This window comes from Pseudomonas sp. CVAP#3, from assembly GCF_018986375.1.
Classification (GTDB): Bacteria; Pseudomonadota; Gammaproteobacteria; order Pseudomonadales; family Pseudomonadaceae; genus Aquipseudomonas; species Aquipseudomonas helvetica.
The window spans coordinates 588,522-615,177 of sequence record NZ_JAHMSC010000001.1 but is presented as its reverse complement, the minus strand read 5'-3'; the positions used below and the strand labels follow the sequence as shown (position 1 = coordinate 615,177).

26 protein-coding genes and 1 other RNA gene are annotated in these 26,656 nt (G+C 57.9%); 18 read left to right on the top strand and 9 right to left on the bottom strand.

The features are described 5' to 3' along the window. Positions 1-9 precede the first annotated feature (9 nt). From KRR23_RS02800 to KRR23_RS02790, 3 genes are all read right to left on the bottom strand, one after another. On the bottom strand, positions 10-897 hold the full coding sequence (locus KRR23_RS02800; RefSeq protein ID WP_216741233.1) for a nitrilase family protein: 888 nt from the start codon (positions 895-897) through the stop codon (positions 10-12). A 176-nt stretch (positions 898-1,073) separates the two neighbouring features. Beyond that, a complete protein-coding gene (locus KRR23_RS02795; protein ID WP_216741232.1) occupies positions 1,074-3,020 on the bottom strand; it encodes an FAD-dependent oxidoreductase in 1,947 nt (648 codons plus the stop codon). A gap of 321 nt (positions 3,021-3,341) precedes the next feature. After that, on the bottom strand, positions 3,342-4,133 hold the full coding sequence (locus KRR23_RS02790; RefSeq protein WP_216741231.1) for an MBL fold metallo-hydrolase: 792 nt from the start codon (positions 4,131-4,133) through the stop codon (positions 3,342-3,344). A gap of 89 nt (positions 4,134-4,222) precedes the next feature. Between KRR23_RS02790 and KRR23_RS02785 the strand changes: the two genes are divergently transcribed. Further along, positions 4,223-5,188, top strand: a complete 966-nt coding sequence (locus tag KRR23_RS02785) for a GlxA family transcriptional regulator (protein WP_216741230.1) — start codon at positions 4,223-4,225, stop codon at positions 5,186-5,188. A 64-nt stretch (positions 5,189-5,252) separates the two neighbouring features. Here the strand turns inward: KRR23_RS02785 and KRR23_RS02780 are convergent, their stop codons facing one another. After that, a complete protein-coding gene (locus KRR23_RS02780) occupies positions 5,253-6,149 on the bottom strand; it encodes a GlxA family transcriptional regulator (RefSeq protein ID WP_216741352.1) in 897 nt (298 codons plus the stop codon). 225 nt (positions 6,150-6,374) lie between these two features. Between KRR23_RS02780 and KRR23_RS02775 the strand changes: the two genes are divergently transcribed. Further along, entirely contained in the window at positions 6,375-7,529 is a 1,155-nt protein-coding gene (locus KRR23_RS02775) for an acyl-CoA dehydrogenase family protein (protein WP_216741351.1), read from the top strand. Positions 7,530-7,574: 45 nt separating this feature from the next. Here the strand turns inward: KRR23_RS02775 and KRR23_RS02770 are convergent, their stop codons facing one another. After that, entirely contained in the window at positions 7,575-8,615 is a 1,041-nt protein-coding gene (locus tag KRR23_RS02770; protein ID WP_216741229.1) for an NADP(H)-dependent aldo-keto reductase, read from the bottom strand. Positions 8,616-8,863: 248 nt separating this feature from the next. Between KRR23_RS02770 and rplM the strand changes: the two genes are divergently transcribed. From rplM to KRR23_RS02735, 7 genes are all read left to right on the top strand, one after another. Continuing rightward, positions 8,864-9,292 (top strand): 50S ribosomal protein L13, encoded by a 429-nt coding sequence (gene rplM, locus KRR23_RS02765; protein ID WP_019693576.1) that lies wholly within the window; start codon positions 8,864-8,866, stop codon positions 9,290-9,292. A gap of 14 nt (positions 9,293-9,306) precedes the next feature. Next, the gene (gene rpsI, locus KRR23_RS02760; protein WP_002555064.1) at positions 9,307-9,699 is read left to right on the top strand and encodes a 30S ribosomal protein S9; all 393 of its coding nucleotides are present in this window, start codon (positions 9,307-9,309) and stop codon (positions 9,697-9,699) included. A 252-nt stretch (positions 9,700-9,951) separates the two neighbouring features. Continuing rightward, positions 9,952-10,545, top strand: coding sequence for a ubiquinol-cytochrome c reductase iron-sulfur subunit (petA, locus tag KRR23_RS02755; protein ID WP_019693575.1), 594 nt, complete (start codon positions 9,952-9,954; stop codon positions 10,543-10,545). Further along, positions 10,545-11,756 carry a cytochrome bc complex cytochrome b subunit gene (locus tag KRR23_RS02750; RefSeq protein WP_054595702.1) on the top strand — a complete coding sequence of 404 codons (1,212 nt, stop codon included), beginning with the start codon at positions 10,545-10,547 and terminating at the stop codon, positions 11,754-11,756. Before petA ends, KRR23_RS02750 begins: the two co-directional genes overlap by 1 nt. Continuing rightward, positions 11,756-12,538 (top strand): cytochrome c1, encoded by a 783-nt coding sequence (locus KRR23_RS02745; protein ID WP_216741228.1) that lies wholly within the window; start codon positions 11,756-11,758, stop codon positions 12,536-12,538. The genes KRR23_RS02750 and KRR23_RS02745 overlap by 1 nt, the downstream gene beginning before the upstream one ends. Positions 12,539-12,688: 150 nt before the next feature. After that, complete coding sequence (locus KRR23_RS02740; protein ID WP_019693572.1) at positions 12,689-13,306, top strand: glutathione S-transferase N-terminal domain-containing protein; 618 nt, start codon at positions 12,689-12,691, stop codon at positions 13,304-13,306. Between the two features lie 16 nt (positions 13,307-13,322). After that, complete coding sequence (locus tag KRR23_RS02735; RefSeq protein WP_054595704.1) at positions 13,323-13,736, top strand: ClpXP protease specificity-enhancing factor; 414 nt, start codon at positions 13,323-13,325, stop codon at positions 13,734-13,736. A 137-nt stretch (positions 13,737-13,873) separates the two neighbouring features. Here KRR23_RS02735 and KRR23_RS02730 read toward each other — a convergent pair whose 3' ends face one another. From KRR23_RS02730 to KRR23_RS02715, 4 genes are all read right to left on the bottom strand, one after another. After that, entirely contained in the window at positions 13,874-14,452 is a 579-nt protein-coding gene (locus KRR23_RS02730) for a BON domain-containing protein (RefSeq protein WP_216741227.1), read from the bottom strand. Further along, complete coding sequence (locus KRR23_RS02725) at positions 14,449-15,042, bottom strand: phosphoheptose isomerase (RefSeq protein WP_007904374.1); 594 nt, start codon at positions 15,040-15,042, stop codon at positions 14,449-14,451. Before KRR23_RS02725 ends, KRR23_RS02730 begins: the two co-directional genes overlap by 4 nt. 101 nt (positions 15,043-15,143) lie before the next feature. Continuing rightward, positions 15,144-15,506 (bottom strand): YraN family protein, encoded by a 363-nt coding sequence (locus KRR23_RS02720; protein ID WP_216741226.1) that lies wholly within the window; start codon positions 15,504-15,506, stop codon positions 15,144-15,146. Further along, positions 15,506-17,317, bottom strand: a complete 1,812-nt coding sequence (locus KRR23_RS02715) for a penicillin-binding protein activator (RefSeq protein ID WP_216741225.1) — start codon at positions 17,315-17,317, stop codon at positions 15,506-15,508. The genes KRR23_RS02720 and KRR23_RS02715 overlap by 1 nt, the downstream gene beginning before the upstream one ends. A 208-nt stretch (positions 17,318-17,525) precedes the next feature. On the opposite strand from KRR23_RS02715, the gene rsmI reads away from it, so the two are divergent. The 9 genes from rsmI to mraY all read left to right on the top strand — a co-directional run bounded on the left by rsmI (position 17,526) and on the right by mraY (position 26,656). Continuing rightward, positions 17,526-18,398: a 16S rRNA (cytidine(1402)-2'-O)-methyltransferase gene (rsmI, locus tag KRR23_RS02710; RefSeq protein WP_216741350.1), complete on the top strand. Its 873-nt coding sequence runs from the start codon at positions 17,526-17,528 to the stop codon at positions 18,396-18,398. A 75-nt stretch (positions 18,399-18,473) separates the two neighbouring features. Further along, an RNA gene (rnpB, locus tag KRR23_RS02705) (RNase P RNA component class A) lies at positions 18,474-18,827 on the top strand. Positions 18,828-19,322: 495 nt separating this feature from the next. Next, on the top strand, positions 19,323-19,778 hold the full coding sequence (gene mraZ, locus KRR23_RS02700; RefSeq protein WP_019693566.1) for a division/cell wall cluster transcriptional repressor MraZ: 456 nt from the start codon (positions 19,323-19,325) through the stop codon (positions 19,776-19,778). A 2-nt stretch (positions 19,779-19,780) separates the two neighbouring features. After that, a complete protein-coding gene (gene rsmH / locus KRR23_RS02695; protein ID WP_102667287.1) occupies positions 19,781-20,722 on the top strand; it encodes a 16S rRNA (cytosine(1402)-N(4))-methyltransferase RsmH in 942 nt (313 codons plus the stop codon). Continuing rightward, on the top strand, positions 20,719-21,012 hold the full coding sequence (gene ftsL / locus KRR23_RS02690) for a cell division protein FtsL (protein WP_054595708.1): 294 nt from the start codon (positions 20,719-20,721) through the stop codon (positions 21,010-21,012). Before rsmH ends, ftsL begins: the two co-directional genes overlap by 4 nt. Next, complete coding sequence (locus tag KRR23_RS02685; RefSeq protein ID WP_216741349.1) at positions 21,012-22,751, top strand: penicillin-binding protein 2; 1,740 nt, start codon at positions 21,012-21,014, stop codon at positions 22,749-22,751. Before ftsL ends, KRR23_RS02685 begins: the two co-directional genes overlap by 1 nt. Next, positions 22,751-24,214 carry a UDP-N-acetylmuramoyl-L-alanyl-D-glutamate--2,6-diaminopimelate ligase gene (locus KRR23_RS02680; RefSeq protein WP_216741224.1) on the top strand — a complete coding sequence of 488 codons (1,464 nt, stop codon included), beginning with the start codon at positions 22,751-22,753 and terminating at the stop codon, positions 24,212-24,214. The genes KRR23_RS02685 and KRR23_RS02680 overlap by 1 nt, the downstream gene beginning before the upstream one ends. Continuing rightward, positions 24,207-25,574 carry a UDP-N-acetylmuramoyl-tripeptide--D-alanyl-D-alanine ligase gene (gene murF, locus KRR23_RS02675; RefSeq protein WP_216741223.1) on the top strand — a complete coding sequence of 456 codons (1,368 nt, stop codon included), beginning with the start codon at positions 24,207-24,209 and terminating at the stop codon, positions 25,572-25,574. Before KRR23_RS02680 ends, murF begins: the two co-directional genes overlap by 8 nt. Beyond that, positions 25,574-26,656, top strand: coding sequence for a phospho-N-acetylmuramoyl-pentapeptide-transferase (gene mraY, locus KRR23_RS02670; protein WP_054595712.1), 1,083 nt, complete (start codon positions 25,574-25,576; stop codon positions 26,654-26,656). The genes murF and mraY overlap by 1 nt, the downstream gene beginning before the upstream one ends.

Genomic DNA, 26,656 nt, shown 5'->3' with positions numbered 1-26,656 from the left:
ACCCCCTTATCAGCGCGGGAGACAAGGGTGTTGGGTGTAACCAAGCATTTGATCGTAGAGATCGGCTCGACGATCGCGATGCAGATCGTTCAAGTTGTTCCAGATGGGTGCGCTACGGGAGCTGGTCAGGTCGATGTCGGCAAACAGGATTTCCTGCTTGTCCGCTGAAGCTACTGCGCCAATCGGCCAGCCATTGGTGCCGGCAATCAGTGAGCAGCCCAGGTATCGGGCGCCTCGTTCTTCGCCGATCCGGCTGGCGGCTGCAATAAACACGTTGTTGACGTGAGCTGCCGTCATCGTCAGATACGAAGCCATGCATTTGCCGGCGTCATCGAACAGCGGCGGAGGCGTCCAGACCCAGTTGTTCAAACTGCAAATGATGTCCGCGCCTTGCTGACTCAGGATGCGCGGCACTTCCGGGAACCAGATATCCCAGCAGATCAACAATCCGATACGGCCTATTGGTGTATCAAAAACCGGGAAGCCCAGGTCGCCTGGAGTGAACCAGAGTTTTTCCAGGTTCCACAAATGGGCTTTCCGATATTTCCCGATAAAACCGTCAGGTCCGACAAGAATGCCGGTGTTGAAGATCCGCATGCCGTCGCGTTCGGTCAGGCCGGCCACGAGGTAAACCTTGTGTTTGCAGGCGAAATCCACCCAGCTCTGCGTGCTCGGTCCGTCGGGAACCGCCTCGGAATGGTCGAAAGCATCCTGCCGATTGCTGAAGAAATAGCCGGTATTTGTAAGCTCAGGCATAACGATGAGATTTGCCCCTCCATTGACCGCTTGTAGCGCCAGTTCCAGGCTGTGATGCAAATTCCCTTCACGATTCTCTATGCCGACTTGTGGGTCGAATTGTACGACTGCAACACGAACAGGACTCGTTGACTCACTCATTTACGCTGACCTCTTATTATTGTTTTTCAACCTGTGTAGTTGTGTGTTTATAAGAGTTGAATCGGTGAGTGAGCGAAAGTCAGCGGCTTCCGTTAAGCGTGTAGTCCTTTTCCCAAGATGAACGAGGTTGAGCCAATACACAGCGTGCATCGACTCTTTAGCGGGGAAAGTCTAGGTCAGGTCCTGAGTTTGTATTCTGGATAGTCACTCATGGAAAAGCCGCCATTGAATGTAGCTTCGGTTTTATTGCAGATATGAATGACTGCATCGACGGCACCTCGAAAGCAAGGCTCTGTCCAGCCGGCATCGACTGAAAAAGACTCGCCAGAAAAATAGATGCCAGAAATATGTGAAAAATCTCTGTTGTACTTCATCAAACCCACTGCGTCGTAGTAGGTTCCGGGCCTGTACAACTTTGCACACCCCAAAGCATTTTTATCGGTCATCCAGCGTTGGACGACTGCTTGATCAATGCCAATATAGGGAGAGATTTTTTCCTGGATATTGGCGGAGTTCATAAGGATTCGATCAAGCTCTTTTGCGCATTTCGTAACCAGCTCTTTGTCAGTGAAGGACGCGAGTTTGGTTGCATCATCCTCCCACGTGTAACTCAGAAGGATGCAGTCATAATTATAGTTGTCGTTATAGCGATAGGTATAAATGTCGTGAATGAAACTATCTGTGACTATGGCTTGTGGGATTTTGGTGTTTTTTGATAAGAATGATTTTTTTAATGGTGCATAGACTTTGCAACTGGTTTCCCAGTGAGCGGTTTTATAGGCATTGATCGTTTCGAATGGAAGCATTTCTTGATTGAAGTTCTCGAGCTTGATTCGAGTTTCGATCAGCCATGAGGGAAGGGTCATGATGATTGAATCAAAGTCGTCGAATAATTCCTGAGTTTGCCCGGGGTGGCTCGATTTCCAGTTGTAGTAGACGCGTATTTTTTGATTGTCCAGTTTTTTTAGTTTTGTGACGGACGAGTCCGTGAGGAAACCATTACTGCGCTCAAGGCAGTGTTCGTAGAAGGATTTTCCGGTTTCGTCTGTTTTCATGAATAACAGGCATTCATCCAAAGAGGCGAGCCCGATATAGCGAGGTCTGTCGAAACCCAGCCCCTTGGAGTCAAAAACGGCTTCGCTGTGCAGGTGTGGTGAAGCTATCGGTTCACCGGTCGCGTCCACTCGGCCATGAATCAGTTGTAGCTGGCTGCTGAATCCAAAAATTGCCGTACGCAGGGGATAAAGCGAGCAGACATCGTAGAAGGCGCCCCAGCTACCGTCACCGATGCCTATCGAATAGAAAATGGCGGACTCGTCCGGGGACATTCCCATCCCGCCGAAGTCTCCTGGCGAGCTTTCATGCCAAGCATCTACTATTGGCATGCTGACCAGGTCACGAAAAGAAATGCCCTCGTATTTTTTGACGATACCAGCCCACATGGCTTCCCATCGTTGGCTGGCATAAACCTCTGCTACGTGGCGGGTCATGCGGTCAGCAAATGCTTTCCACTTGGCGTAAACCCGTTGAAGCTCCTCGCCAGGAGGTGGTGTCATGCCGTCTTCATTTGTCCATATCAACATCTGTGGAGTAGCGCTACCTCCCATGCTTCCTTCTCGAAGATAGATGCCAGTTGACGTTACCCACTGGCTTCCGGGATTTGGGAAGTCTGAAATAGCCAAGTCAAACTCCTTGGCGTAGTAAGCCATCAGAGACTTACCTTCTTTAGGCGGTTCGTCTGCTGTGTTGAAGAAGGGCATGCGCATCGCCCCCATTTCAAAGGGTGTATGACTTTCTACGGAGTTTCGGCTTCCGGGGATTGTAAGGTGTCTGCCGCCTATGCGTTTGGATTGTTCTATAAGCGTTGTATTGGTAAAGCCGCAACGATAAAGCTCTCTGGCGGCAGTGAGCCCAGTCACACCTGCACCAATGATGCATATTTTATGATTTGGGTTGGACGCGTTTGCGATGCCGTTTTCTTGTTCTACCAATGCTCGATAGTCAAAACATAAGTCTGGCGGGTTCGGAAAGCGAGCGCTCCACTTGTTGTTCGATGAGCGCTTTGTTCGAATAATATCTTTGGCAATATGTGACGGATAGTTGTAACTAGAGCCGATGGTCATTGTTGATCTTCCCTGATGTGTGCATATTTTGTTTGCAGGGAGGTATGTTGAGGTCTTGAACAGTCGGCTAACAAGTGTAAATCTGAGTTATCCATCACTCTGGTTTCCGATTTACTCGTAGGATAAAGGCGCGCGAAGCGAGGTGTTGCGTTTAGATCGCAATGTCGAGTTTGAATTGTTAGTTACATAAAGCTTCTGAAGCAGGCGCCGCTCCTCAGCCGTCTGCTGGAAATGCAGTCCCACGAGTTCCTGGCGCGGGCGCACAAGCCGTAACGGTCCACTTAAGGCATGGTTGACCCTTTCCTTGGGGCAACCGCGCCTTCATTGCACCGCCGGGGCCGGGAATTCCAGCAGGTCCCCGTCGTTCGGGATCCGCAGGCGCGATTCGATGCCGGCCTGTCGGGCGGCGCTGGCCAGTGACTGGCGTGTTACGGGGCAGTGGCTGAGCGCTTCAAGGTGATTGGCGACCACTGTGCCTGAAGACTGCCGAGTGAATGCCAGCACCTCATCAGTCCCCATGATGATGTCCCCGCCCAAATCGAAACGCGCACCGCCAGCCGGTACCACAGAAACGTCTGGCCGATGAAGGGCAACGAACGCCTGAACGACAGGCGTGAGCAGCGTATCGCCCGTCAGGTAGAGGCTCGGCTCGCCAGGCATTTCAATCAAATAACCCACGCCATGCTCCATCATCTTGCCTACCAGTCCTCGCCCATGGGTGCAGCGAATCGTGCGGATCTGACCGCCGAGGAAGGCGCTCGGTTGCTCGTGAGCGGCCGGTAACGGCTGCACATTCAAATCATGCTCGGCCAGATGGGTGGCGTCGTGCGGTGTGCAGATGACCGGGATTCGAGTCTCGCGCAGCCACTTTTTCGCGGCGCGATCCAGATGGTCGAAGTGTCCTTTCTGACAATGGGTGATCAGGCAGTGAGTGACGGACTCCAGTGCGGCCGTTGCCGAGCGGGGTAGCTCTACCAGAGGGTTGCGGTCTCGTGCGCTGAAAATGCGTAAGGGTGGAAGTGCGTGTTTTCGGGCCAGCATCGGGTCGACCAAGATGCGATGAGGGCCGAGCTCGACAATAATCGTCGCGTTGCGTAGCTGATGAATCTTCATGGCGATTCCTCTGGGAAGAAGCGCCATTGTGTCCAGTCACGTTGCACCACAGAATGGCAGATCCGGACATAATTAATTCGATTTCAGCCATGACGCCACCTCTTCGAATCGGCTTGCTGCTTTTCCCTCGTTGCATGCCTGCGGGCTTGTTGGCATTTGCCGATTTGCTGCACGCCGCCAATCGTCGCGCTTCGCGGGTGTTCTTTGAAACTCGCTTTGTCGCCTTGCAGGCCGGTACGGTGGAATGCGCTCAGGGCCTGTCACTCCAGGTCGACAGCGCATTGGCAGAGGCAGAGTGTGACGCACTGTTGATCCCCGGTTTCTGGGCCGAGTCAGCCCGGCAGGTCGACGAGACATTGGCTGCCAATGGCTCTTTGGTTGCATTGCTGTCGACACGTTCGAAGAAGCAGCTGTGGAGTTATTGCAGTGGGGTCTGTCTGTTGGCTGCGAGCGGGAAGCTGGACGGTCAGCCGGCGACGGTGACGTGGTGGCTGGCAGACGTTATGGCGCAGCGCCATAAAGCCGTGAAGTGGCGAAGCGAGCGTCACAGCATCATTAACGAACGGACGGCTACCGCGTCCGGTGTGAACGGTTACTTGCCCATCGCTCAGGCCTTGATCGAGCGGTATGTCAGCGCGGAGGTGTTTCGCGATCTCACCAGGCTGATGGTGCTTGCGCGCCCGGCCCGGGCGCATAGCGCCTTTGCGGCCATGAGTTTGATTGAGCAGTCGAGCAAGCTGTTGCGCCAGTTGCATGCTCTGGTTGAGCAGTTGCCGGCCGAACAGATAACCGTGCAGCGGTTGGCGGAGCAGCTCGGCATGTCCGAGCGCACCCTGTCGCGTAAGGTGAGCAGTGAAACCGGTGTCGCCGTTGCGACCTATGCTCGCTGCATCAAGCTGAATCAGGTCAGCGAGCGCCTGATCCTCACGTCCGCGCCGGTCAATACGATCAGTGCCGAGTTGGGTTTCAGCAGCGACTCCAACCTGCGGCGGATGTTCAAGGAACTGACAGCGTTGACTCCGCTGGAGTACCGGCAGCAGTTCGGGCGGTATTGAAAAGCCGGGTTCGCCTTGCGCACGATCGTTCCCACGCAGAGTGAGGGAACGATCGGCTGTGTGATTACGCGGCTTGCTGGAACTGCTGCCGATACTGGTTCGGCGACAACTCGGTGTGCTGGCGGAACAGTCGGGCGAAGAAGCTCGCGTCGTCATAGCCGACTTCGTAGCTGATGGTCTTGATGCTTTTGCGGCTGGCGGACAGCAAGCCCTTGGCGGTTTCGATGCGCAACCGTTGCAGGTAGTGCAGCGGCTTGTCACCAGTGGCGGTCTGGAAGCGCCGCATGAAGTTGCGGATGCTCATGCCATGTTCGCGGGCGACGTCTTCGAAGCGGAACTTGTCGGCAAAATGCTCTTCGAGCCAGTGCTGGATCTGCAGGATGATCACATCCTGGTGCAGCTTCTGTCCGCCGAAACCGATACGGCCAGGTGAATAACTGCGCTGCACTTCATACAGAATGTCGCGGGCCACGGCCTGGGCCACATTGGCCCCGCAGAAGCGCTCGATCAAATAAATGTAGAGGTCGCAGGCCGAGGTGGTGCCGCCGGCGCAGTACAGGTTGTCGGCGTCGGTCAGGTGCTTGTCCTGATTGAGCTGAACGTTGGGGAAGCGCTCTTCGAAGGCGTTGAAGAAACGCCAGTAAGTGGTCGCTTCCTTGCCATCGAGCAAACCCGCCTCGGCGAGCCAGAACACTCCGGTGGCTTCACCGCAGAGCACCGCGCCGCATGCGTGTTGCTCGCGCAGCCACGGCAGCACCTGTGGATAACGTTTGCAGAGGGTGTCGAAATCGTCCCAGAACGCCGGGAGGATGATGATGTCGGCGTTTTCCAGGCCGCCATCCACCGGCATGATCACATCGCTGAAGCTGTTGACCGGTTTGCCGTCGGGGCTGACCAGGCGGGTTTCGAACGCCGGGGTCAGGCCGTGGCCCAGTTGTTTGCCGTAACGCAGGCTGGCCAGATGGAAGAAATCCTTGGCTTGCATGAGGGTAGAAGCAAAAACCCGATCGATTGCCAGGATGCTGACGCGCCGCAGGGGCGTGGAGAGTTGGATAGACATATTCAGTTTATTCTTATAGGGGAAAGTGGTCACCAAGCGGCTGGATCGTCTTATTTTTTGTCTGATGTGTCCAGTGTCCTGTTATCAACTGGAGGCTTAGGCTCAGGGATTCAATAGCGACCCACAATAACCACAGGTGCCCCGATGATCCCCAGAACCTTGTTCAGTTCCGAGCACGAGCTGTTTCGCGACAGCGTACGAACCTTCCTCGAAAAAGAAGCCGTGCCGTTTCATGCGCAGTGGGAAAAACAGGGCTACATCGATCGCAAGTTGTGGAACAAGGCGGGGGAGGCGGGGATGCTCTGCTCCCATCTGCCGGAAGCGTACGGCGGGTTCGATGCGGACTTCCTCTACAGCGCGGTGGTGATCGAAGAGGTGGGGCGACTGGGGTTGACCGGTATCGGCTTTTCCCTGCATTCGGACATTGTGGCGCCGTACATCCTGCATTACGGCAGCGAAGTGCTGAAGCACAAATACCTGCCGAAACTGGTTTCGGGTGAAATGGTTACCGCGATTGCCATGACCGAGCCGGGCGCCGGCTCCGACCTGCAAGGGGTGAAAACCACTGCGGTGCTGGAGGGCGACGAGTATGTGATCAACGGTTCGAAAACCTTCATCACCAACGGCTTTCTCGCGGACCTGGTGATTGTCGTGGCCAAGACTGATCCCAAGGCCGGGGCCAAGGGCACCAGTCTGTTTCTGGTGGAGGCGAACACCCCGGGCTTCGAAAAGGGCAAGCGCCTGGAGAAGGTCGGCATGAAGGCGCAGGACACCTCGGAGCTGTTTTTCCAGGACGTCCGTGTGCCCAAGGAAAACCTCTTGGGGCAGGCCGGGATGGGGTTCGCCTATCTGATGCAGGAATTGCCGCAGGAACGTCTGACGGTCGCCATCGGCGGTTTGGCCTCAGCCGAGGCAGCGTTGCAGTGGACCCTGGATTACACCCGCGAGCGCAAGGCGTTCGGCAAGGCGATTGCGGACTTTCAGAACACCCGCTTCAAACTGGCGGAGATGGCCACGGAGATTCAGATTGGCCGGGTCTTCGTCGACCGCTGCCTGGAGCTGCACCTGCAAGGCAAGCTCGATGTGCCGACGGCGGCGATGGCCAAATACTGGGGCACCGACCTGCAATGCAAGGTGCTCGACGAGTGCGTGCAACTGCATGGCGGTTACGGTTTCATGTGGGAATACCCGATCGCCCGGGCCTGGGCGGATGCGCGGGTGCAGCGGATTTATGCCGGGACCAATGAAATCATGAAAGAGATCATCGCGCGTTCGCTGTAATGCAGCGTGATCGTTCCCACGCCGAGTGGGAACGATCAGTGCAGGTTACGGTGCCGGGTTCGGGTGATCCTTGTGAATCGCCTCGATCCCCGCCAGCACTTCATCCGACAGTTTCAGGTCGAAACTGGCAATGTTGCTGTCCAGTTGTTCCAGCGTGGTCGCGCCAATGATGTTGCTGGTGACGAACGATTGCCGGGTCACGAACGCCAGGGCCATTTGTGCCGGGTCCAGGCCGTGTTCACGGGCCAGTGCCACGTAACGGCTGCACGCGAATTCCGACTGCGGGTTGAAGTAGCGGCTGAAGCGGCTGTAAAGGCTCAGGCGAGCTTTTGCCGGGCGGGCCCCGCCTTCGTATTTGCCGGACAGAAAACCAAACGCCAGCGGCGAATAGGCGAGCAGCCCACATTGTTCGCGGATGGCGATTTCCGACAGGCCGATTTCAAAGCTGCGGTTGAGCAGGTTGTAGGGGTTCTGGATCGACACCGCACGCGACCAGCCGCGGGCTTCGGCCAGCGCGAGGAACTTCATGGTGCCCCAGGGCGTTTCGTTGGACAGGCCAATGTGGCGGATCTTGCCGGCCTTGACCTGTTCGTCGAGTGCTTCGAGGGTGTCTTCCAGCGGGGTCAGGTTGACTTCGCTCTTGTGCGTGTAGCCCAGCTGACCGAAGAAATTGGTGCTGCGCTCCGGCCAGTGCAGTTGGTAGAGGTCGATATAGTCGGTCTGCAAGCGTTTGAGGCTGGCGTCCAGGGCCTGGACGATGTGTTCGCGGTTGTGTTTGAGGTGGCCGCCGCGAATGTAGTCGATGGTGTTGCCGGGGCCGGCGATCTTGCTCGCCAGAATCCAGTCGGCGCGATCGCCACGACTCTTGAAGTAATTGCCAATGTAGCGTTCGGTGGTGGCGTAGGTTTCGGCTTTGGGCGGCACCGGGTACATCTCGGCGGTGTCGATGAAATTGATCCCGGCGCTCTTGGCTCGTTCAATCTGGGCGAAGGCCTCTGCCTCGCTGTTTTGCTCGCCCCAGGTCATGGTCCCGAGGCAGATTGCACTCACGTTCAGATCGGTACGGCCCAGCTGTCGATAGTCCATCGGGTAGTCCTTGGCGGAAAACAATCATAAAAGCAGGTTGAATTTTTTTTCGCAATCTGCATAATTGCGCACCTCTTTCTGCAGTGGAAGTGATGCGCCGCCTGCCGAAGAATCTTGCCGTTGAACGGACGCGCCGACCCGAGCCCCCGATAGCGTCTGTACCCGGCTGCCTTTGACTTGTCAAAGTACGCACTATTCAGTAAGATCCGCCGTCTAAATTTACAGGGCGGCCCCTGAGGCTATAAAGAATGAAAACTTTTACTGCTAAACCGGAAACAGTAAAGCGCGACTGGTTTGTCGTCGACGCTGCTGGTCAGACCCTGGGTCGTCTGGCCACCGAGATCGCGAGCCGTCTGCGTGGCAAGCACAAGCCTGAGTACACTCCTCACGTTGACACCGGCGACTACATCGTCGTTATCAATGCCGAGCAGATTCGTGTGACCGGTGCTAAAACCACCGACAAAATCTACTACTCCCACTCCGGTTTCCCGGGCGGCATCAAGTCGATCAACTTCGAAAAGCTGATCGCTAAAGCCCCTGAGCGCGTGATCGAGACCGCGGTCAAAGGCATGCTGCCTAAGAACCCGCTGGGTCGCGACATGTATCGTAAGCTGAAAGTCTATGCGGGCGCTGCTCACCCTCATACTGCTCAGCAGCCCCAAGAACTGAAGTTTTAACGGAATAGTTCATTATGTCGGCGACTCAAAATTACGGCACTGGCCGTCGCAAGACCGCAACCGCACGCGTTTTCCTGCGTCCGGGCACTGGTAACATCTCCATCAACAACCGCTCCCTGGATAATTTCTTCGGTCGCGAAACTGCCCGCATGGTAGTTCGTCAGCCGCTGGAATTGACTGAGACTGTCGAGAAGTTCGACATCTACGTCACCGTGATCGGTGGTGGTGTAAGTGGTCAAGCTGGCGCAATCCGCCACGGTATCACTCGCGCTCTGATGCAGTACGACGAAACTCTGCGCGGTGCTCTGCGCAAAGCCGGCTTCGTTACTCGTGATGCACGTGAAGTTGAACGTAAGAAAGTTGGTCTGCGTAAAGCGCGTAAGCGTCCGCAGTACTCGAAGCGTTAATTCGCTTTCGCGTTCAAAGCGCCCAGTCTCCTCGCGGAGCTGGGCGTTTTTTTTGCTTAAAGATTTATGATGTGACAACTTGCCACATCCGTAGAGCCCCTATACTACAAGGCTTGGCGCTGACCCCGGATGGTAATTACCTTGTCAGAACTGGGGCTTTTCATTACCATTCTGCAAAATTTTTATAAGTTCAGATTTTTACTTAGTAGATGCCTGATTTAACAGGCCACAAAGCTGATGGGAGAGGACTGAATGAGCAATGACGGCGTGAATGCAGGCCGGCGTCGCTTCTTGGTAGCAGCCACATCCGTGGTGGGTGCTGCAGGAGCGGTGGGGGCTGCGGTCCCGTTCGTGGGGTCATGGTTTCCCAGTGCCAAGGCGAAAGCCGCAGGTGCACCGGTGAAAGTGAATGTCAGCAAAATCGAACCAGGTCAGCAGATGATTGCTGAATGGCGCGGTCAGCCGGTATTCATCGTCCGCCGTACGCAGGAGATTTTGGGGAATCTTGCAAAGATCGAGGGTGACCTCTCTGATCCAGACTCCAAGAATTCGGTACAGCCAACTTACGTGGACCCCAAGACGCGCTCGATCAAGCCGGAAGTTCTGCTGCTGATCGGTATTTGCACGCACTTGGGTTGCTCTCCGACCTTCCGCCCAGAAGTAGCGCCTGCCGATCTCGGCCCGAAATGGGTAGGTGGTTATTTCTGCCCTTGCCACGGTTCCCACTACGATCTGGCTGGCCGCGTCTTCAAGTCGCAACCCGCGCCTTTGAATCTGCCAGTTCCCCCGCATTCCTATGAGTCGAACGACATCATTGTCATCGGCGTCGATACGGAGAAAGCGTGATGAGCAAGTTCATGGATTGGGTTGATGCGCGCTTTCCTGCCACTAAAATGTGGGAAGACCATCTCAGCAAGTACTACGCCCCGAAGAACTTCAACTTCTTCTATTTCTTTGGCTCCCTGGCGCTGTTGGTTCTGGTTAACCAGATCGTAACCGGTGTCTGGCTGACCATGAGCTACACCCCGTCGGCGGAAGAGGCATTCGCCTCCGTCGAATACATCATGCGCGACGTCGAGTACGGCTCGATCCTGCGTCTGCTGCACTCCACCGGCGCTTCGGCGTTCTTCATCGTGGTTTACCTGCATATGTTCCGTGGCCTGCTCTACGGTTCGTACCAGAAGCCGCGTGAGCTGGTGTGGGTCTTCGGCATGCTGATCTACCTGGCGCTGATGGCTGAAGCCTTCATGGGCTACCTGCTGCCGTGGGGTCAGATGTCCTACTGGGGCGCCCAGGTGATCATCTCGCTGTTCGGTGCGATCCCGGTCATCGGTAACGACCTGACCCAGTGGATCCGTGGTGACTACCTGATTTCGGGCATCACCCTGAACCGCTTCTTCGCCCTGCACGTCGTGGCCTTGCCGATCGTGATTCTCGGTCTGGTGGTGTTGCACGTTCTGGCGCTGCACGAAGTCGGCTCGAACAACCCGGATGGCGTGGACATCAAGAAACACAAGGACGAAAACGGCGTACCGCTGGACGGCATTGCCTTCCACCCGTACTACACCGTGAAAGATATCGTCGGCGTGGTGGTGTTCCTGTTCATCTTCTGCGCGATCGTGTTCTTCTTCCCGGAAATGGGCGGTTACTTCCTCGAGAAGCCGAACTTCGAAGTGGCGAACGCCTTCAAGACTCCGGAACACATTGCCCCGGTCTGGTACTTCACCCCGTTCTACGCGATTCTGCGCGCGGTTCCGGACAAGCTCCTGGGCGTTGTGGCCATGGGTGCTTCGATTGCCTTGCTGTTCGTCCTGCCCTGGCTCGACCGTAGCCCGGTCAAGTCCATGCGCTATAAGGGCTGGCTGAGCAGGATCTGGCTCTGGGTGTTCTGCATCTCCTTCGTGATTCTTGGCTGGCTGGGCGTCATGGCGCCTACCCCGGAACGTACGTTGCTGTCGCAGGTCTGTACCTTCCTGTACTTCGCCTACTTCATTCTGATGCCGTTCTACACCAGGCTCGAGAAGACCAAACCGGTTCCGGAAAGGGTGACTGGCTGATGAAAAAGCTATTTGCTGTACTGATTCTTGCTGCGTTGCCTGTCTTGTCCTTCGCGGCCGAGCACGGCGGTCCAGAGCTCGAAAAAGTCGATATCGACGTCTCTGATAAAGCGGCAATGCAAGATGGCGCGCGTACGTTCGCCAACTACTGCATGGGTTGCCACAGTGCCAAGTTCCAGCGCTATGAGCGCGTTGCCGACGATCTGGGGATTCCTCACGATCTGATGCTGAAGAACCTGGTGTTCACGGGCGCCAAGATCGGTGACCACATGAGCATCGGCATGCAGCCGGCAGACGCCAAGTCCTGGTTCGGCGCTGCGCCGCCCGACCTGACGCTGGTGGCTCGCGTTCGTGGTACTGAATGGCTCTACGGCTACCTGCGGTCGTTCTATGAAGACCCGACTCGTCCTTGGGGTGTGAACAACAAGGTGTTCCCGAACGTCGGTATGCCTAACGTTCTGGTCGGCCTGCAGGGTCGTCAGGTGGTAGGCTGCAAACAAGTTCAAATCGTCGAAGGCGGCAAGAAGCAGTATGATCCTCTGACCGGCACGCCGCTGACTCATGAAGCGTGCGATCAGCTGACCATCGTGCCAAAAACCGGTGCTCTGAACGAGCAGCAGTTCGACGAGAAGGTCAAGAATCTGGTGACCTTCCTGGCCTATTCGGCCAACCCGGTGAAGCTGCAGCATCAGCGCATCGGTACCTATGTGTTGCTGTACCTGGCGTTCTTCTTCGTATTCGCTTACCTGCTCAAGCGTGAATACTGGAAAGACGTGCATTGATAAAGCTTTAAGTAATTGCTGTTAATCGCGCGCGCCCAAGGGCGTCTCTGAACGTGTAACGAGTCTGGTCATCCAGACGTTACGGGAGACGCCCTCTGGGCGCGCGCGTTTTTCCGCTCCCGATAATTTTTACAAGCGAGGAGGACCGCCATGGGCGTGACCAATCGGTTGGCCTGTTACTCCGACCCCGCCGACCACTATTCCCACCGAGTGCGTATCGTACTGGCAGAGAAGGGTGTCAGCGCCGAGATCATCAGTGTGGAGGCGGGCCGTCAGCCGCCAAAGCTGATCGAAGTGAACCCTTACGGCAGCTTGCCCACCCTGGTTGATCGTGACCTGGCGTTGTGGGAGTCGACCGTGGTGATGGAATATCTGGATGAGCGTTACCCGCATCCACCGTTGCTGCCGGTTTATCCGGTGGCGCGTGCCAACAGTCGTCTGCTGATTCACCGTATTCAACGTGACTGGTGTGTTCTGGTGGATCTGATTCTGGATTCGCGGACCAAGGAGCCGGCACGTGTGCAGGCTCGCAAGGAATTGCGTGAGAGCCTGACTGGCGTTTCGCCGCTGTTCGCCGACAAGCCGTTTTTCTTAAGTGAGGAACAAAGTCTGGTGGATTGTTGCCTACTGCCAATACTCTGGCGCTTACCGATTCTGGGTATTGAACTGCCGCGGCCTGCCAAGCCGCTGCTTGATTACATGGAGCGCCAGTTTGCGCGTGAGGCTTTCCAGGCGAGTCTGTCTGGTGTCGAACGCGATATGCGCTGAGGCTTAAGGAGCCGCTATGAACTCCAGTCGACCTTATTTGGTCCGCGCGCTCTATGAGTGGATTGTGGACAACGATTGCACCCCGCACCTGCTGGTCAATTCCGAGTATCCGTCGGTGCAGGTGCCGCAAGGCTTTGCCAGCGACGGACAAATTGTCCTGAACGTATCGCCTGCGGCGGTGCGCCATCTGCACATGGATAATGATGCGGTCAGCTTTGAAGGGCGCTTCGGTGGCGTGCCGCATACGCTGTACGTGCCTATCGCTGCGATCCTCGGCATTTACGCCCGGGAGAACGGTCAGGGCATGGTCTTCGATCTGGAATCGCCTATGGAAGACGAGGAAGAGATCGAGCCGGATGATGATCTTCCACCACCCGACAGCGAGCCACCGCGTCCCAGCGGCAGGCCAAGCTTGAAGGTAGTGAAGTAATAAAAAAGGCGACCCGTAAGGGTCGCCTTTTTTGTGCCTGCTCTTCTGTAGGTCTGTAGGAGCAAAGCTTGCTCGCGATGGCGGCCTCAAGGACGCCATCGCCGGCAAGCCGTGCTCCTGCAGGGGCGCGGCAGGTATCAGTCGATGTACTCGAACAGCTTCACAATCTTCTGTACGCCAGAAACGCCCTGCACCAGGTTGGTGGCCAGGTCGGCTTCCTGTTTGGTCAGCAGACCCAGCAAGTAGACGATACCGTTCTCGGTCACAACCTTGATGCGCGAGCCCGGGATGCTGGCGTCGGCGAGCATCTGGGTTTTGATCTTGGTGGTCAGCCAGGCATCGTTATTGCGGGCCAGTATCGACGAAGGCTGCATCACTTGCAGTTCGTTGTGCACGGTTTTTACCCGCTGAACCGCAGCGGCGGCTTGACCGGCCAGTTCCTTGAGGTCGGGGCTTGGTGTTTGCCCGGCGAGCAGCACCACACCGTTGAAGCTGGTGACGATGATGCGCGAGCCTTGGGCCAGGCCCGGGCTGGCCTTGGCCACGTTCACGTCGACCTTGGTTTCGATCAGGGAATCGTCGATCTTGCTGCCGAAGGTGCGAGTGCCGCGATCGTCTTCAATGGGGGTTTCGCGGGTCGCGGTGAGTACCGAGCTGCAACCGCTGATGCCCAGGCTTAGAGTCAAGGCCAGAAGGCCAAGGCGATTAAGGGTCATTCTTCACTCCCGAACAGTTGGCTGTCGATCAAGTCGCAAAGACAGTGGATCGCCAGCAGGTGGACTTCCTGAATACGTGCAGTGACATTGGCCGGCACGCGTATTTCGACGTCTTCGGGCAATAACAGCGATGCCATGCCGCCGCCATCGCGTCCGGTCAATGCTACGACAATCATTTCGCGATCATGTGCGGCCTGGATCGCTTGAATAATGTTTGCCGAGTTGCCGCTGGTGGAAATTGCCAGCAGCACGTCGCCGGGTTGGCCGAGCGCGCGGATCTGTTTGGAGAAGATTTCGTTGTAACTGTAGTCGTTGGCGATCGAGGTGATCGTCGAACTGTCGGTCGTCAGCGCAATCGCCGGCAAGCTCGGGCGTTCGCGCTCGAAGCGGTTGAGCAGTTCGGAGGAGAAGTGTTGTGCGTCACCGGCTGAACCGCCGTTGCCGCACGAGAGCATTTTGCCTTCGTTGAGCAGGGCGTTGACCATCACTTGGCTGGCTTGCTCGATGTGCGGTGCAAGTACGTCCATCGCCTGTTGCTTGGTATCGATACTGGCCTGAAAAAGCTGGCGAATTCGCGATTGCATGTCCATCTGTGTGACCTTAAGTAGCGCGGCTTGGTGGCACAGCAATGTGCAGCCCGCAAAGCAAAGAGCAAAAGTGTTGAGTGAAGATCGGCCTTGCCTTTGAGCAGTCAGCTGTCAAAGGCGTTCCTTAGCCAGTTCAAATGAGCCGCGCTGCCGTCTATGGCAACTACGTCGAAACGGCAGGGGGAGTTGGCCCAGCGCGACTCGCGCTGCAGAAAATACTGCGCGGCGAGTATCAATTTCTGACGCTTGCGCGCATCGATGCTGCCGAGCGCGCCACCCCATTGGGTGTTTTGTCTGTAGCGGACTTCGACGAATACTACTGTATCGCCGTCAAGCATGACCAGATCAAGCTCGCCGCGGTTACACAACCAGTTCTGCGCCAGGAGGCGCAGACCTTGTTGCTGGAGATGCTTGAGCGCCTGGCTTTCAGCATCTCGACCACTTTGTTGGCGTGACCTGTCGGGCATTAGCGTGGCGTATCAGGCAGGCGTTGAACCTGGCCGTTGATGAACTGTGCCCACGGCAGCTGACGTTGAATGCGTTGCGACGAGGTCATGCTCAGGGTGCCCGACTGACCTTCGATGGAGCTGTCTGGCAGTGCCTTGAGTTGGCCCAGGCGCGGCGCCAGGCGATAGGCGTCGACGCCCATTGCGTAGAGGCGGCCCAGGCTGCCCGCAGCTTGTGGCCATTGAGCGGTCACTTGTCTGCGCAGCGGGTCGTTGGCGTCCAGCAGCCATGGGGTTTCGCAGAAGCGAACGCCGTTCATGTCGTTGTACTGGTTCTGGTCGCCGCTGGCGCTGAATACGTGGGATGTGGCGTAAACCGGTACGTCACCTGCGTATTGGAAGTTCAGCGTTGGTTTGATCTGCTGGGCTTGCTGCGGTGTCGAGGCGAGGAAAATGAACTCGATGTCCTGGCGGCGCGAAGGCTGTGCAGCCACTTGCGAGCCTACGGTGCTTTGCAGGCTCTTGGCGCGGCCTTCGCTCTGACGCAGTTGGAACAGGTCGGCGATTTGCTGGGCCAGGGCCACTGGCTGATCAACGCGTTCAATGCCCACGACGGTACCGCCGTTGGCTTCCCAGTCCTGGCGGAAGGCTTTGAGCACGCGATCGCCCCATTCGCCTTTCGGTACGAGTGCGGCGGCGCGGTGCAGGCCGTCGGCGCGTGCCCGGCGGGAAACTTCGCGGGCTTCGTCTTCGGCAGCCAGGCCGAACTGGAACAGTTGGGTTGGTCCTTGCTCGCCTTCGCTGTAGTTCAGCGCCAGCGTGGTGATCGGCAGTTGCGGGCGAGCGCTGAGTTGTTTGACCAGCGGTTTTTCCAGCGGGCCGATGACCAGTTGCACGCCGTCGGCTTGTGCCTTGCGATAGAAGTCGTCCAGCGAGGTCAGGTGCGAGCTGTCATAGAACTCGATGGCAGGCGGCTTCTGCCCGGCTTGTTGAGCCTGGTAGTGAGCGGCCATGAACCCTTCGCGCAGCGCCTTGGCGACCGACGCCAGCGGACCGTCTTGCGGCAGCAGCAGGCCGATCTTGCTGATCGGTTGGCTGGCCAATTCCTTGAGTTTGGTCAAAGGCAGTGGCAGCACCAGTGCGGCAGGGTGTTTCGGGTGCTGGGCGCGCCAGTTGTCGATGGCGGCCTGCTGCTGTTCCAGCGTAGCGGCGTTTTTCACCGCCACGGCCAGGCTCATCCAGCCGCCGAGGTCGTCGGTGGTGATGGGTTGCAGTTGATCGGTCGGCAAGGACGAAATGAGTGCCCAGATGGCCTCGTGGTTTTTGCTGGCCGCGTCATCCTTGAGCAGTGGGGCGATAAAGATGCGTTCGCGGGCGGCGGCCAGGGTCTGGCCGTCGGCTTCAAGGGCGCGCGCATGGACGGTGCCGGTGCGTACTTGCTGCTCGACCGGCATCTCGCTCAGGTGTTGCTGGCTCGGATGGCTCAAGGCGGTCAGTGCTGCCTTGGGCTGGTTGCGAGTCATCGCCAGTTCGGCGGCCAGGGTGCTGGCGTATACCTGTTGGCCGGGTTTCAACTGGTCCATCGGGACCTGCTGAAGGATTTGTGCCGACTGGCCGGCATTACCCTGGCGGTAGGCCAGGTCTGCCGCGCTCAGGCGCAACAGGGCGGCCTTCTCCGGCGTTTTGCTGGTGGCGGCCTGTTCGAGCAATTGCTCGATACTGGCATCCGCAGTCCGTGGAAGTTCGCCAAGGCTGGAGGAGGGCGAGCTGGCGCAAGCCGCCAACAGAGCAGCGAGGCAGAGGGCAGAGAACAGCCGCAGGCAAGCGATCATGTAATGTTCCTGATACTCGATCAAATTAGCGTGGAATTGTACCCAAGCGCTGGCCGGGGCGCGATGTTACTGGCGTGAAACCTTCAATTTAGGTCGTGTAAATGTTACGACGATCAACAAAAGGGCGTGGAGCAAGATGATCGCTGCGCGTATTCAAGGCACTTCTACGCGCTACAATGCCGGTTTTACCGATCATGAGGTGTGCGCTTTGACTGCTCCAGGTGCTTTGAATTCCGTTGCTGGCTCGCTTTTTGTGGTGGCGACGCCCATCGGCAACCTGGATGACATCAGTGCGCGGGCGCTGAAAATCTTGCGTGACGTGGCGTTGATCGCGGCTGAAGACACTCGTCACTCCTTGCGGTTGCTGCAACATTTCGGGATCGCCACGCCGCTGGCGGCGTGTCATGAGCACAATGAGCGCGATGAAGGCAGTCGCTTCATCACGCGCTTGCTGGCGGGTGACAATGTCGCGCTGATCTCCGATGCGGGAACGCCGCTGATCTCTGATCCGGGTTATCACCTGGTGCGTCAGGCGCGGGCGGCAGGTATCAATGTAGTACCGGTTCCCGGTGCGTGCGCGCTGATTGCGGCGTTGTCTGCGGCGGGGTTGCCATCCGACCGGTTCATCTTCGAAGGCTTTTTGCCGGCCAAGGCGGTGGGGCGACGTGCGCGTCTGGAGTCCATAAAGGAAGAGCCGCGTACGTTGATCTTTTACGAAGCGCCACACCGGATTCTCGAGTGCTTGCAGGACATGGAGCTGGTATTCGGTCCGGAGCGTCCGGCGCTGCTCGCTCGCGAGCTGACCAAAACCTTCGAAACCCTCAAGGGGCTGCCGTTGGCCGAGTTGCGGGCATTTGTCGAGAACGATAGCAATCAGCAGCGCGGCGAGTGTGTGGTGTTGGTGTCCGGTTGGTCGGCGCCAGAGAGTGAGGAGGCGGTGAGTAGCGAGGCGATGCGTATTCTCAATCTGCTGCTCGAGGAAATGCCACTCAAGCGTGCTGCGGCGTTGGCGGCGCAAATTACCGGTGAGCGCAAGAACGTTCTCTACCAGGTGGCCCTGGATAAACAGAAAGGCGAGTAAAAACGCGGGTTGTAGAGCGGCAAAAGGCTTTTATCGCTTGTTCTTCGGGCGCTCTGCCGTTAACCTTTGCGGCGGAGAGTCGATTGGACAGTCGCTGCCCTCTATGAAAATTAGGGGGGGGAGGAAAGTCCGGGCTCCATAGGGCGAAGTGCCAGGTAATGCCTGGGAGGCGTGAGCCTACGGAAAGTGCCACAGAAAATAACCGCCTAAGCACTTCGGTGCCGGTAAGGGTGAAAAGGTGCGGTAAGAGCGCACCGCACGACTGGCAACAGTTCGTGGCTAGGTAAACCCCACTTGGAGCAAGACCAAATAGGGTCCCAAGGCGTGGCCCGCGCTGGGACCGGGTAGGTTGCTAAAGATGTCCAGTGATGGCCATCGTAGACGAATGACTGTTCAAGACAGAACCCGGCTTATAGATCGACTCTCCACCTTTTTGTTCCTTCGGCTTGAATCTTTGGCGGAAGGACGTGGTAATACTGATTGGCCATCTGCTGAACCCCTGGCAGAGGCTCCGTACAGTAGTGGTTAGCCTCCCTGCTTGAATCAGTGGCAGAAGGGCTTCGTAATACCGATTAGCCAGCGCTTGAGCCGCTAGTCGCATCACCCGGGTAGTGGCCAATTCCCTCCCTGCTTGAATCAATAGCAGAAGCGCTTTTGTAATACCGAAAAAATCTTACTCTTAACAAATCACTTTAACTTCTGAACGTAGCCTTCAGTGCTGCTTCAAGTTATTGAGCAAAATCATCCGCCAAATACTCGTAACCCCTTCTTTTACAGCGCTAAATCTCCGATCTGTAAGGGTTTTCCTTCAATCCGCGCCTTGACGGTGTGGTGGGCGCATTCCTATAGTGTGCGCAAGTGGCGGAAAGTGGCATGAAGTGGGTTTTTTAAGCGTAAAACGCTAAAATTTGGAGAAACGCTGACGTGTTTCGCGGAGCTAACGCTATCAGTCTCGATGCAAAAGGCCGTCTCGCCATGCCGAGCCGGTATCGTGACGAGCTCGTTTCGCGAAGTTCCGGGCAGTTAATTGTCACAATTGATGCCGTTGATCCTTGTTTATGTGTTTACCCGCTCGATGAGTGGGAGCTGATTGAAACCAAACTGCGCGCACTGCCTTCGCTTCGCGAAGAGAACCGTCGTTTGCAACGTTTGCTGATTGGTAATGCCGTCGACCTCGAGCTCGATGGCAGTGGTCGTTTTCTGGTTCCGCCGCGTCTGCGCGAATACGCCAAATTGGATAAGCGCGCGATGCTGGTAGGCCAACTGAACAAGTTCCAATTGTGGGACGAGGATGCCTGGGATGCGGTTTCTGCTGCTGACCTGGCTGCTATTCAACAACCGGGCGCTATGCCTGATGAACTGCGTGATTTGATCCTGTGACTATTGATAGCGGCTTTAACCACATCACCGTACTGCTTGACGAAGCCGTTGAGGCTCTCGCCGTACGCCCTGATGGCTGCTATCTGGATGGCACGTTCGGGCGCGGCGGGCATAGCCGCCTGATTCTCAGCCAGCTTGGTCCCGATGGTCGGTTGCTGGGGTTCGACAAAGATCCTCAGGCGATTGCCACCGGGCAAACGCTAGCGGCCGAAGACGGCCGCTTTGTCGTTGTGCAGCGCAGCTTTGCCGAGCTCGGTTCGGAAGTTGCCGAACGCGGTCTGGCCGGCAAGGTCAGCGGCGTTCTGCTCGACCTGGGCGTGTCTTCGCCACAGCTCGACGACCCGGAGCGTGGCTTCAGCTTCCTCAATGACGGCCCGCTGGACATGCGCATGGATCCGTCTCGCGGGATCAGTGCGGCAGAGTTCGTCAACACCGCACCTGTCGAAGAAATTGCCCGCGTGTTCAAGGAATACGGCGAAGAGCGCTTCTCCGGTCGCATGGCCCGTGCCGTGGCCGAGCGCCGCGATATCAAGCCCTTCGAACGCACTGGCGATCTGGCTGAAGTCCTGAAAGTCGCCAACCCTGCCTGGGAGAAGGGCAAGAACCCGGCTACCCGCGCGTTCCAGGGCCTGCGAATTCACGTCAACAACGAGTTGGGCGATCTTGAGACCGGCCTCGAAGCCGCGCTTGAAGCTCTCGAAGTGGGTGGTCGCCTGGTGGTGATCAGCTTCCACTCGCTGGAAGACCGCATCGTCAAACAGTTCATGCGCAAACTGGTCAAGGGCGAAACCGACAACCTGCCGCGCAACCTGCCGGTACGTTTCGAAGCCTTTGTGCCGAAAATCAAGATTCATGGCAAACCGCAGTTCGCTGGCGAAGCCGAACTCAAAGCCAACCCTCGTTCCCGTAGCGCCGTCATGCGTGTCGCGGAGAAACTTCGGTGAGCAAGCTCTTCGCCAAGCCACTTCCAGGCGGAAGCTTTTTCATGCTGCTGCTATTTATTGCCGTATTGGTCTCCGCGATCGGGGTTTCCTATAGCGCTCACTGGAACCGTCAACTGCTGAACTCGCTGTACAACGAGTTGAGTGTGCGCGACAAGGCGCAGGCGGAGTGGGGTCGGTTGATTCTTGAGCAGAGCACCTGGACCGCTCACAGCCGTATCGAAGTATTGGCCACTGAACAACTGAAGATGCGCATTCCCGGCGCCGCTGAAGTACGGATGGTGGCGCCATGATGAAACTCGAAGGGGCACTCTTTCCGTGGCGGTTTCGCGTGGTGCTTGGCTTGCTGGGTGTCATGGTGGTCGCCATCGCGTGGCGCATTGTCGACCTGCAGGTGATCGACCGTGACTTCCTGATTGGTCAGGGCGATGCGCGCAGTGTTCGACACATCCCGATCCCGGCTCACCGTGGTTTGATCACCGACCGTAACGGCGAGCCATTGGCCGTGAGTACCCCGGTCACCACCCTGTGGGCCAACCCCAAGGAAATGCAGCTGGCCAAGGAAAAGTGGCCGGCACTGGCGATGGTGCTGGGGCAAGACCCTAAAGTCCTGGCCGAGCGACTCGAAGCTCAGGCGAATAAAGAATTCATCTATCTGGTGCGCGGGTTGACCCCCGAGCAGGGCCAGGTTGCGCTCGATCTGAAAGTGCCGGGCGTTTACGGCATCGAAGAGTTCCGGCGTTTCTACCCTGCTGGTGAAGTCACCGCGCACATGGTCGGCTTTACCGACATCGATGACCACGGGCGTGAAGGCGTGGAATTGGCGTACGACGAATGGCTGGCCGGTGTCGCTGGCAAGCGTCAGGTCATCAAGGACCGGCGCGGCAGGCTGATCAAAGACGTTCAAGTGACCAAAAACGCCAAGGCCGGCAAGCCCTTGGCGTTGTCGATTGACCTGCGTCTGCAATACCTGGCGAACCGCGAGCTACGCAACGCGATCATCGAGAACGGCGCCAAGGCTGGCAGCCTGGTGATCATGGACGTCAAGACCGGCGAGATCCTCGCCATGGTCAACCAGCCGACCTACAACCCGAACAACCGTCGCAACCTGCAACCGGCGATGATGCGTAACCGCGCGATGATCGACGTGTTCGAACCGGGTTCGACCATGAAAGCGATCTCCATGAGCGCCGCGATCGAAACCGGCCGCTGGAAACCGAGCGACACCGTCGAGGTGTACCCGGGCAGCTTGCAGATTGGTAAATACACCATCAAGGACGTATCCAAGACTGAAGGCCCGGTGCTTGACCTGACCGGCATTCTGATCAATTCCAGTAACGTCGGCATGAGTAAGGTCGCCTTCGATATCGGCGGCGAAACGATTTTCCGTCTTGCGCAGAAAGTCGGCCTCGGGCAGGACACCGGCCTGGGGTTCCCGGGCGAGCGCGTAGGCAACCTGCCGAACTACCGCGAATGGCGCAAGGCCGAGACGGCCACGCTGTCGTACGGCTACGGCATTTCGGTGACCGCCATTCAGCTGGTCCACGCCTTCTCGGCGCTGGCCAACAACGGCCGTATCGCACCGCTGACCCTGATCAAGACCGACAAGGCCGCGCAAACCACCCAAGTGATTCCGGAAGCCGTGGCGAAAACCATGCAGGGCATGTTGCAGCAGGTGATCGAAGCGCCGCGCGGTGTATTCCGTGCGCAAGTGCCGGCCTATCACGTCGCTGGCAAGTCCGGTACTGCACGTAAGACATCGGTGGGCACCAAAGGCTACGCCGAGAACTCCTACCGCTCGCTGTTCGCAGGTTTTGGTCCCATGAGCGACCCGCGCTACGCGATCGTCGTGGTCATTGATGAACCGAGCAAGGCCGGTTACTTCGGTGGTCTGGTTTCGGCGCCGGTGTTCAGCAAAGTGATGTCCGGGACCCTGCGTCTGATGAATATCACGCCGGACAACCTGCCGCCCACCCAGCAAGCCAACGCGGCCCCGGTTACCCCTGTTAAAGCCAATGGAGGGCGTGGCTGATGTCGCTTAGCCTGAACAAGATTTTCGCCCACGCTGACCGTGATCTGTTGATTCGCGAACTAACTCTGGACAGCCGTAATGTCCGAGCGGGCGACCTGTTCCTGGCCGTCCCAGGCGCTAAATTTGACGGTCGTGCGCACATTGCCGATGCCTTGCAACGTGGCGCCGCCGCAGTCGCCTACGAAGTCGAAGGTGCGACTGTTCTGCCGATTACCGATGTGCCGCTGATTCCGGTCAAGGGTCTGGCCGCGCAGTTGTCGGATATTGCCGGGCGTTTTTATGGCGACCCGAGCCGTAACCTGAACCTGATTGGCGTGACCGGCACCAACGGCAAGACCAGCGTGACCCAACTGGTCGCGCAAGCGCTGGACCTGTTGGGGCAGCACTGCGGCATTGTTGGCACCCTGGGCACCGGTTTCTACGGCGCACTGGAAAGCGGCCTGCACACCACGCCAAACCCGATTGCAGTACAGGCAACCCTGGCCGACCTGAAAAAGGCCGGCGCCAAAGCTGTGGCCATGGAAGTGTCCTCCCACGGCCTGGATCAAGGACGCGTGACGGCACTGGCGTTCGATGTGGCGGTGATGACCAACCTGTCGCGCGATCACCTGGATTATCACGGGACCATGCAAGCCTATGGCGAGGCCAAGGCCAAGCTGTTTGCCTGGAATGATCTGAAGTGCCGGGTGATCAACCTGGACGACGCGTTCGGTCGGCAACTCGCGGCTGAAAAGGGTGAGTCGCGACTGATCACTTACAGTCTCGAAGACGCCGGCGCCTACCTCTATTGCCGTGAAGCACAGTTCGACGATGAAGGCGTGCGCGCCACACTGGTGACGCCGCAGGGCGAACACCATTTGCGCAGTGCCTTGCTCGGCCGTTTCAACCTGAGCAACGTACTGGCCGCTGTCGGTGCCTTGCTCGGTCTGGATTACGCGCTGGATGAAATCCTCCACGTACTGCCACAACTCGAAGGTCCGGCCGGTCGCATGCAGCGTCTGGGCGGCGGTACTCAGCCGCTGGTGGTGGTCGACTACGCCCATACCCCGGATGCGTTGGAAAAAGTCCTGATGGCCCTGCGTCCACACGCCAAGGGCAAATTGCTTTGCCTGTTCGGTTGCGGCGGTGATCGCGACCGCGGCAAGCGTCCGCTGATGGCCGAAGTGGTCGAGCGTCTGGCCGACGGCGTGCTGGTCACCGATGACAACCCGCGCAGCGAAGACCCTGCACAGATTTTCGACGACATCCGCGCCGGTTTCACGGCGGTGGATAACGTTCGATTCGTCGCCGGCCGTGGCCAGGCGATTGCCCAGTTGATCGCCAGTGCCAGCGCCGATGACGTGATTGTGCTGGCCGGTAAAGGTCACGAGGACTACCAGGAAATCAACGGCGTGCGCCATGACTTCTCCGATCTGGTGGAGGCCGACCGTGCCTTGACCGCGTGGGAGGTGGCCCATGCTTAAAGCCTTGAAATTGAGCGAAGTCGCGGGCCCATTGGCCGGCCGTCTGCTGACAGCCGACAGCAGCTTCGAAGGCGTCAGCATCGACAGCCGGGCGATCAAGCCGGGCCAGTTGTTTGTCGCCCTGGCTGGGCCGCGTTTCGACGGTCATGACTACCTGAATGACGTGGCTGCCAAAGGCGCGGTCGCGGCCCTGGTCGAGCGTGAAGTGACGAACTCCACGTTGCCTCAGCTGCTGGTCACGGATACTCGTCAGGCCCTTGGCGAACTCGGCGCGCTGAATCGTGCTGCGTATTCGAACCCGGTCGCGGCGATTACCGGCTCCAGCGGCAAGACCACGGTCAAGGAAATGCTCGCGAGCATCCTGCGCACGCGCGGTCCGGTACTGGCGACCCGTGGCAACCTGAACAATGACCTCGGCGTTCCGCTGACCTTGCTCGAACTGACTGCGGAGCACACCGCGGCTGTCATCGAACTGGGTGCTTCGCGGATCGGCGAGATTGCCTACACCGTCGGTATGACCAAGCCGCATGTAGCCGTGATCAACAACGCCGGGACCGCCCACGTCGGCGAATTCGGCGGCCCGGAAAAAATCGTTGAAGCCAAGGGCGAGATTCTCGAAGGGCTGGACGCCAATGGCGTCGCCGTTCTGAACCTCGACGACAAGGCGTTTGATATCTGGAAGAAGCGTGCCGCGGGTCGTCAGGTGCTGAGCTTTGCCCTGAACGACAGCCGTGCCGATTTCCATGCCACTGATCTGGCTCGAGACGCCCGCGGTTGCCCGTCCTTCACGCTGCACAGTCCGCAAGGCGTCGAACAGGTTCAACTGAACCTGCTTGGCAGCCACAACGTTGCCAATGCCTTGGCCGCCGCGGCTGCCGCGCATGCCCTGGGTGTGTCGCTGTTCGGTATCGCCACGGGGTTGAATGCGGTGCAACCGGTCAAGGGCCGTGCCGTGGCGCAACTGGCGACCAATGGCATGCGCGTAATTGATGACTCTTACAACGCGAACCCCACCTCAATGTGCGCCGCCGTTGATATACTCGCCGGCTTTTCCGGCCGCACCATTCTGGTGCTCGGAGATATTGGCGAGTTGGGCGAGTGGGCGGAGCAGGGGCACCGTGACGTAGGCGCGTATGCCAGCGGCAAGGTTTCCGCGCTTTATGCCGTTGGCCCGATGATGGCGCATGCCGTCGCAGCCTTCGGTGAACAGGCTCGTCACTTTGCCAATCAGGCTGATCTGATCGCGGCGCTGGGCGCCGAACACGATACAAACACCACTATTTTGATCAAGGGCTCGCGAAGCGCTGCGATGGAAAACGTCGTTGCGGCTTTGTGCGGTTCGAGCGGGGAGAACCATTAATGCTGCTGTTGTTAGCGGAGTATCTGCAACAGTTCTACAAAGGCTTCGCGGTCTTTCAGTACCTGACCCTGCGCGGGATTCTCGGTGTGCTGACCGCGTTGTCGTTGTCGCTGTGCCTGGGTCCATGGATGATCCGCACGTTGCAGAACCGCCAGATTGGCCAGTCTGTCCGTAATGACGGCCCGCAATCGCACTTGTCCAAGTCGGGCACTCCGACCATGGGCGGCGCACTGATTCTGACCGCCATCGGCGTCAGCACCTTGCTTTGGGCAGACCTGCACAACCGCTACGTGTGGGTCGTGTTGCTGGTCACGCTGCTGTTTGGTGCCGTGGGCTGGGTCGACGATTACCGCAAAGTCATCGAGAAGAACTCTCGTGGCTTGCCGAGCCGCTGGAAATACTTCTGGCAGTCGGTGTTCGGCCTGGGCGCGGCGATCTTCCTTTATATGACTGCACCCAGCGCGGTTGAAACGACCTTGATCGTGCCGATGTTCAAAGACGCCAGCATCGCGCTCGGCATTGGCTTCGTGGTCCTGACCTACTTCGTGATTGTCGGCTCCAGCAACGCGGTCAACCTGACTGACGGCCTCGACGGCCTGGCGATCATGCCAACCGTGATGGTCGGCGGCGCGCTGGGGATCTTCTGCTACCTGTCGGGTAACGTGAAGTTCGCCGAATACCTGCTGATCCCTTATGTACCGGGCGCAGGTGAGCTGATCGTGTTCTGCGGCGCGCTGATCGGCGCCGGCCTGGGTTTCCTCTGGTTCAACACGTACCCGGCTCAAGTCTTCATGGGCGACGTCGGCGCACTGGCGCTGGGCGCAGCGTTGGGCACCATCGCAGTGATTGTCCGCCAGGAAATCGTCCTGTTCATCATGGGCGGCGTGTTCGTGATGGAAACCCTGTCGGTGGTCATTCAGGTTGCCTCTTTCAAGCTGACCGGTCGCCGTGTGTTCCGCATGGCACCGATTCACCACCACTTTGAACTCAAAGGCTGGCCCGAGCCACGCGTGATCGTCCGTTTCTGGATCATCACCGTGATTCTCGTACTGGTCGGCCTTGCCACCCTGAAGCTGAGGTAG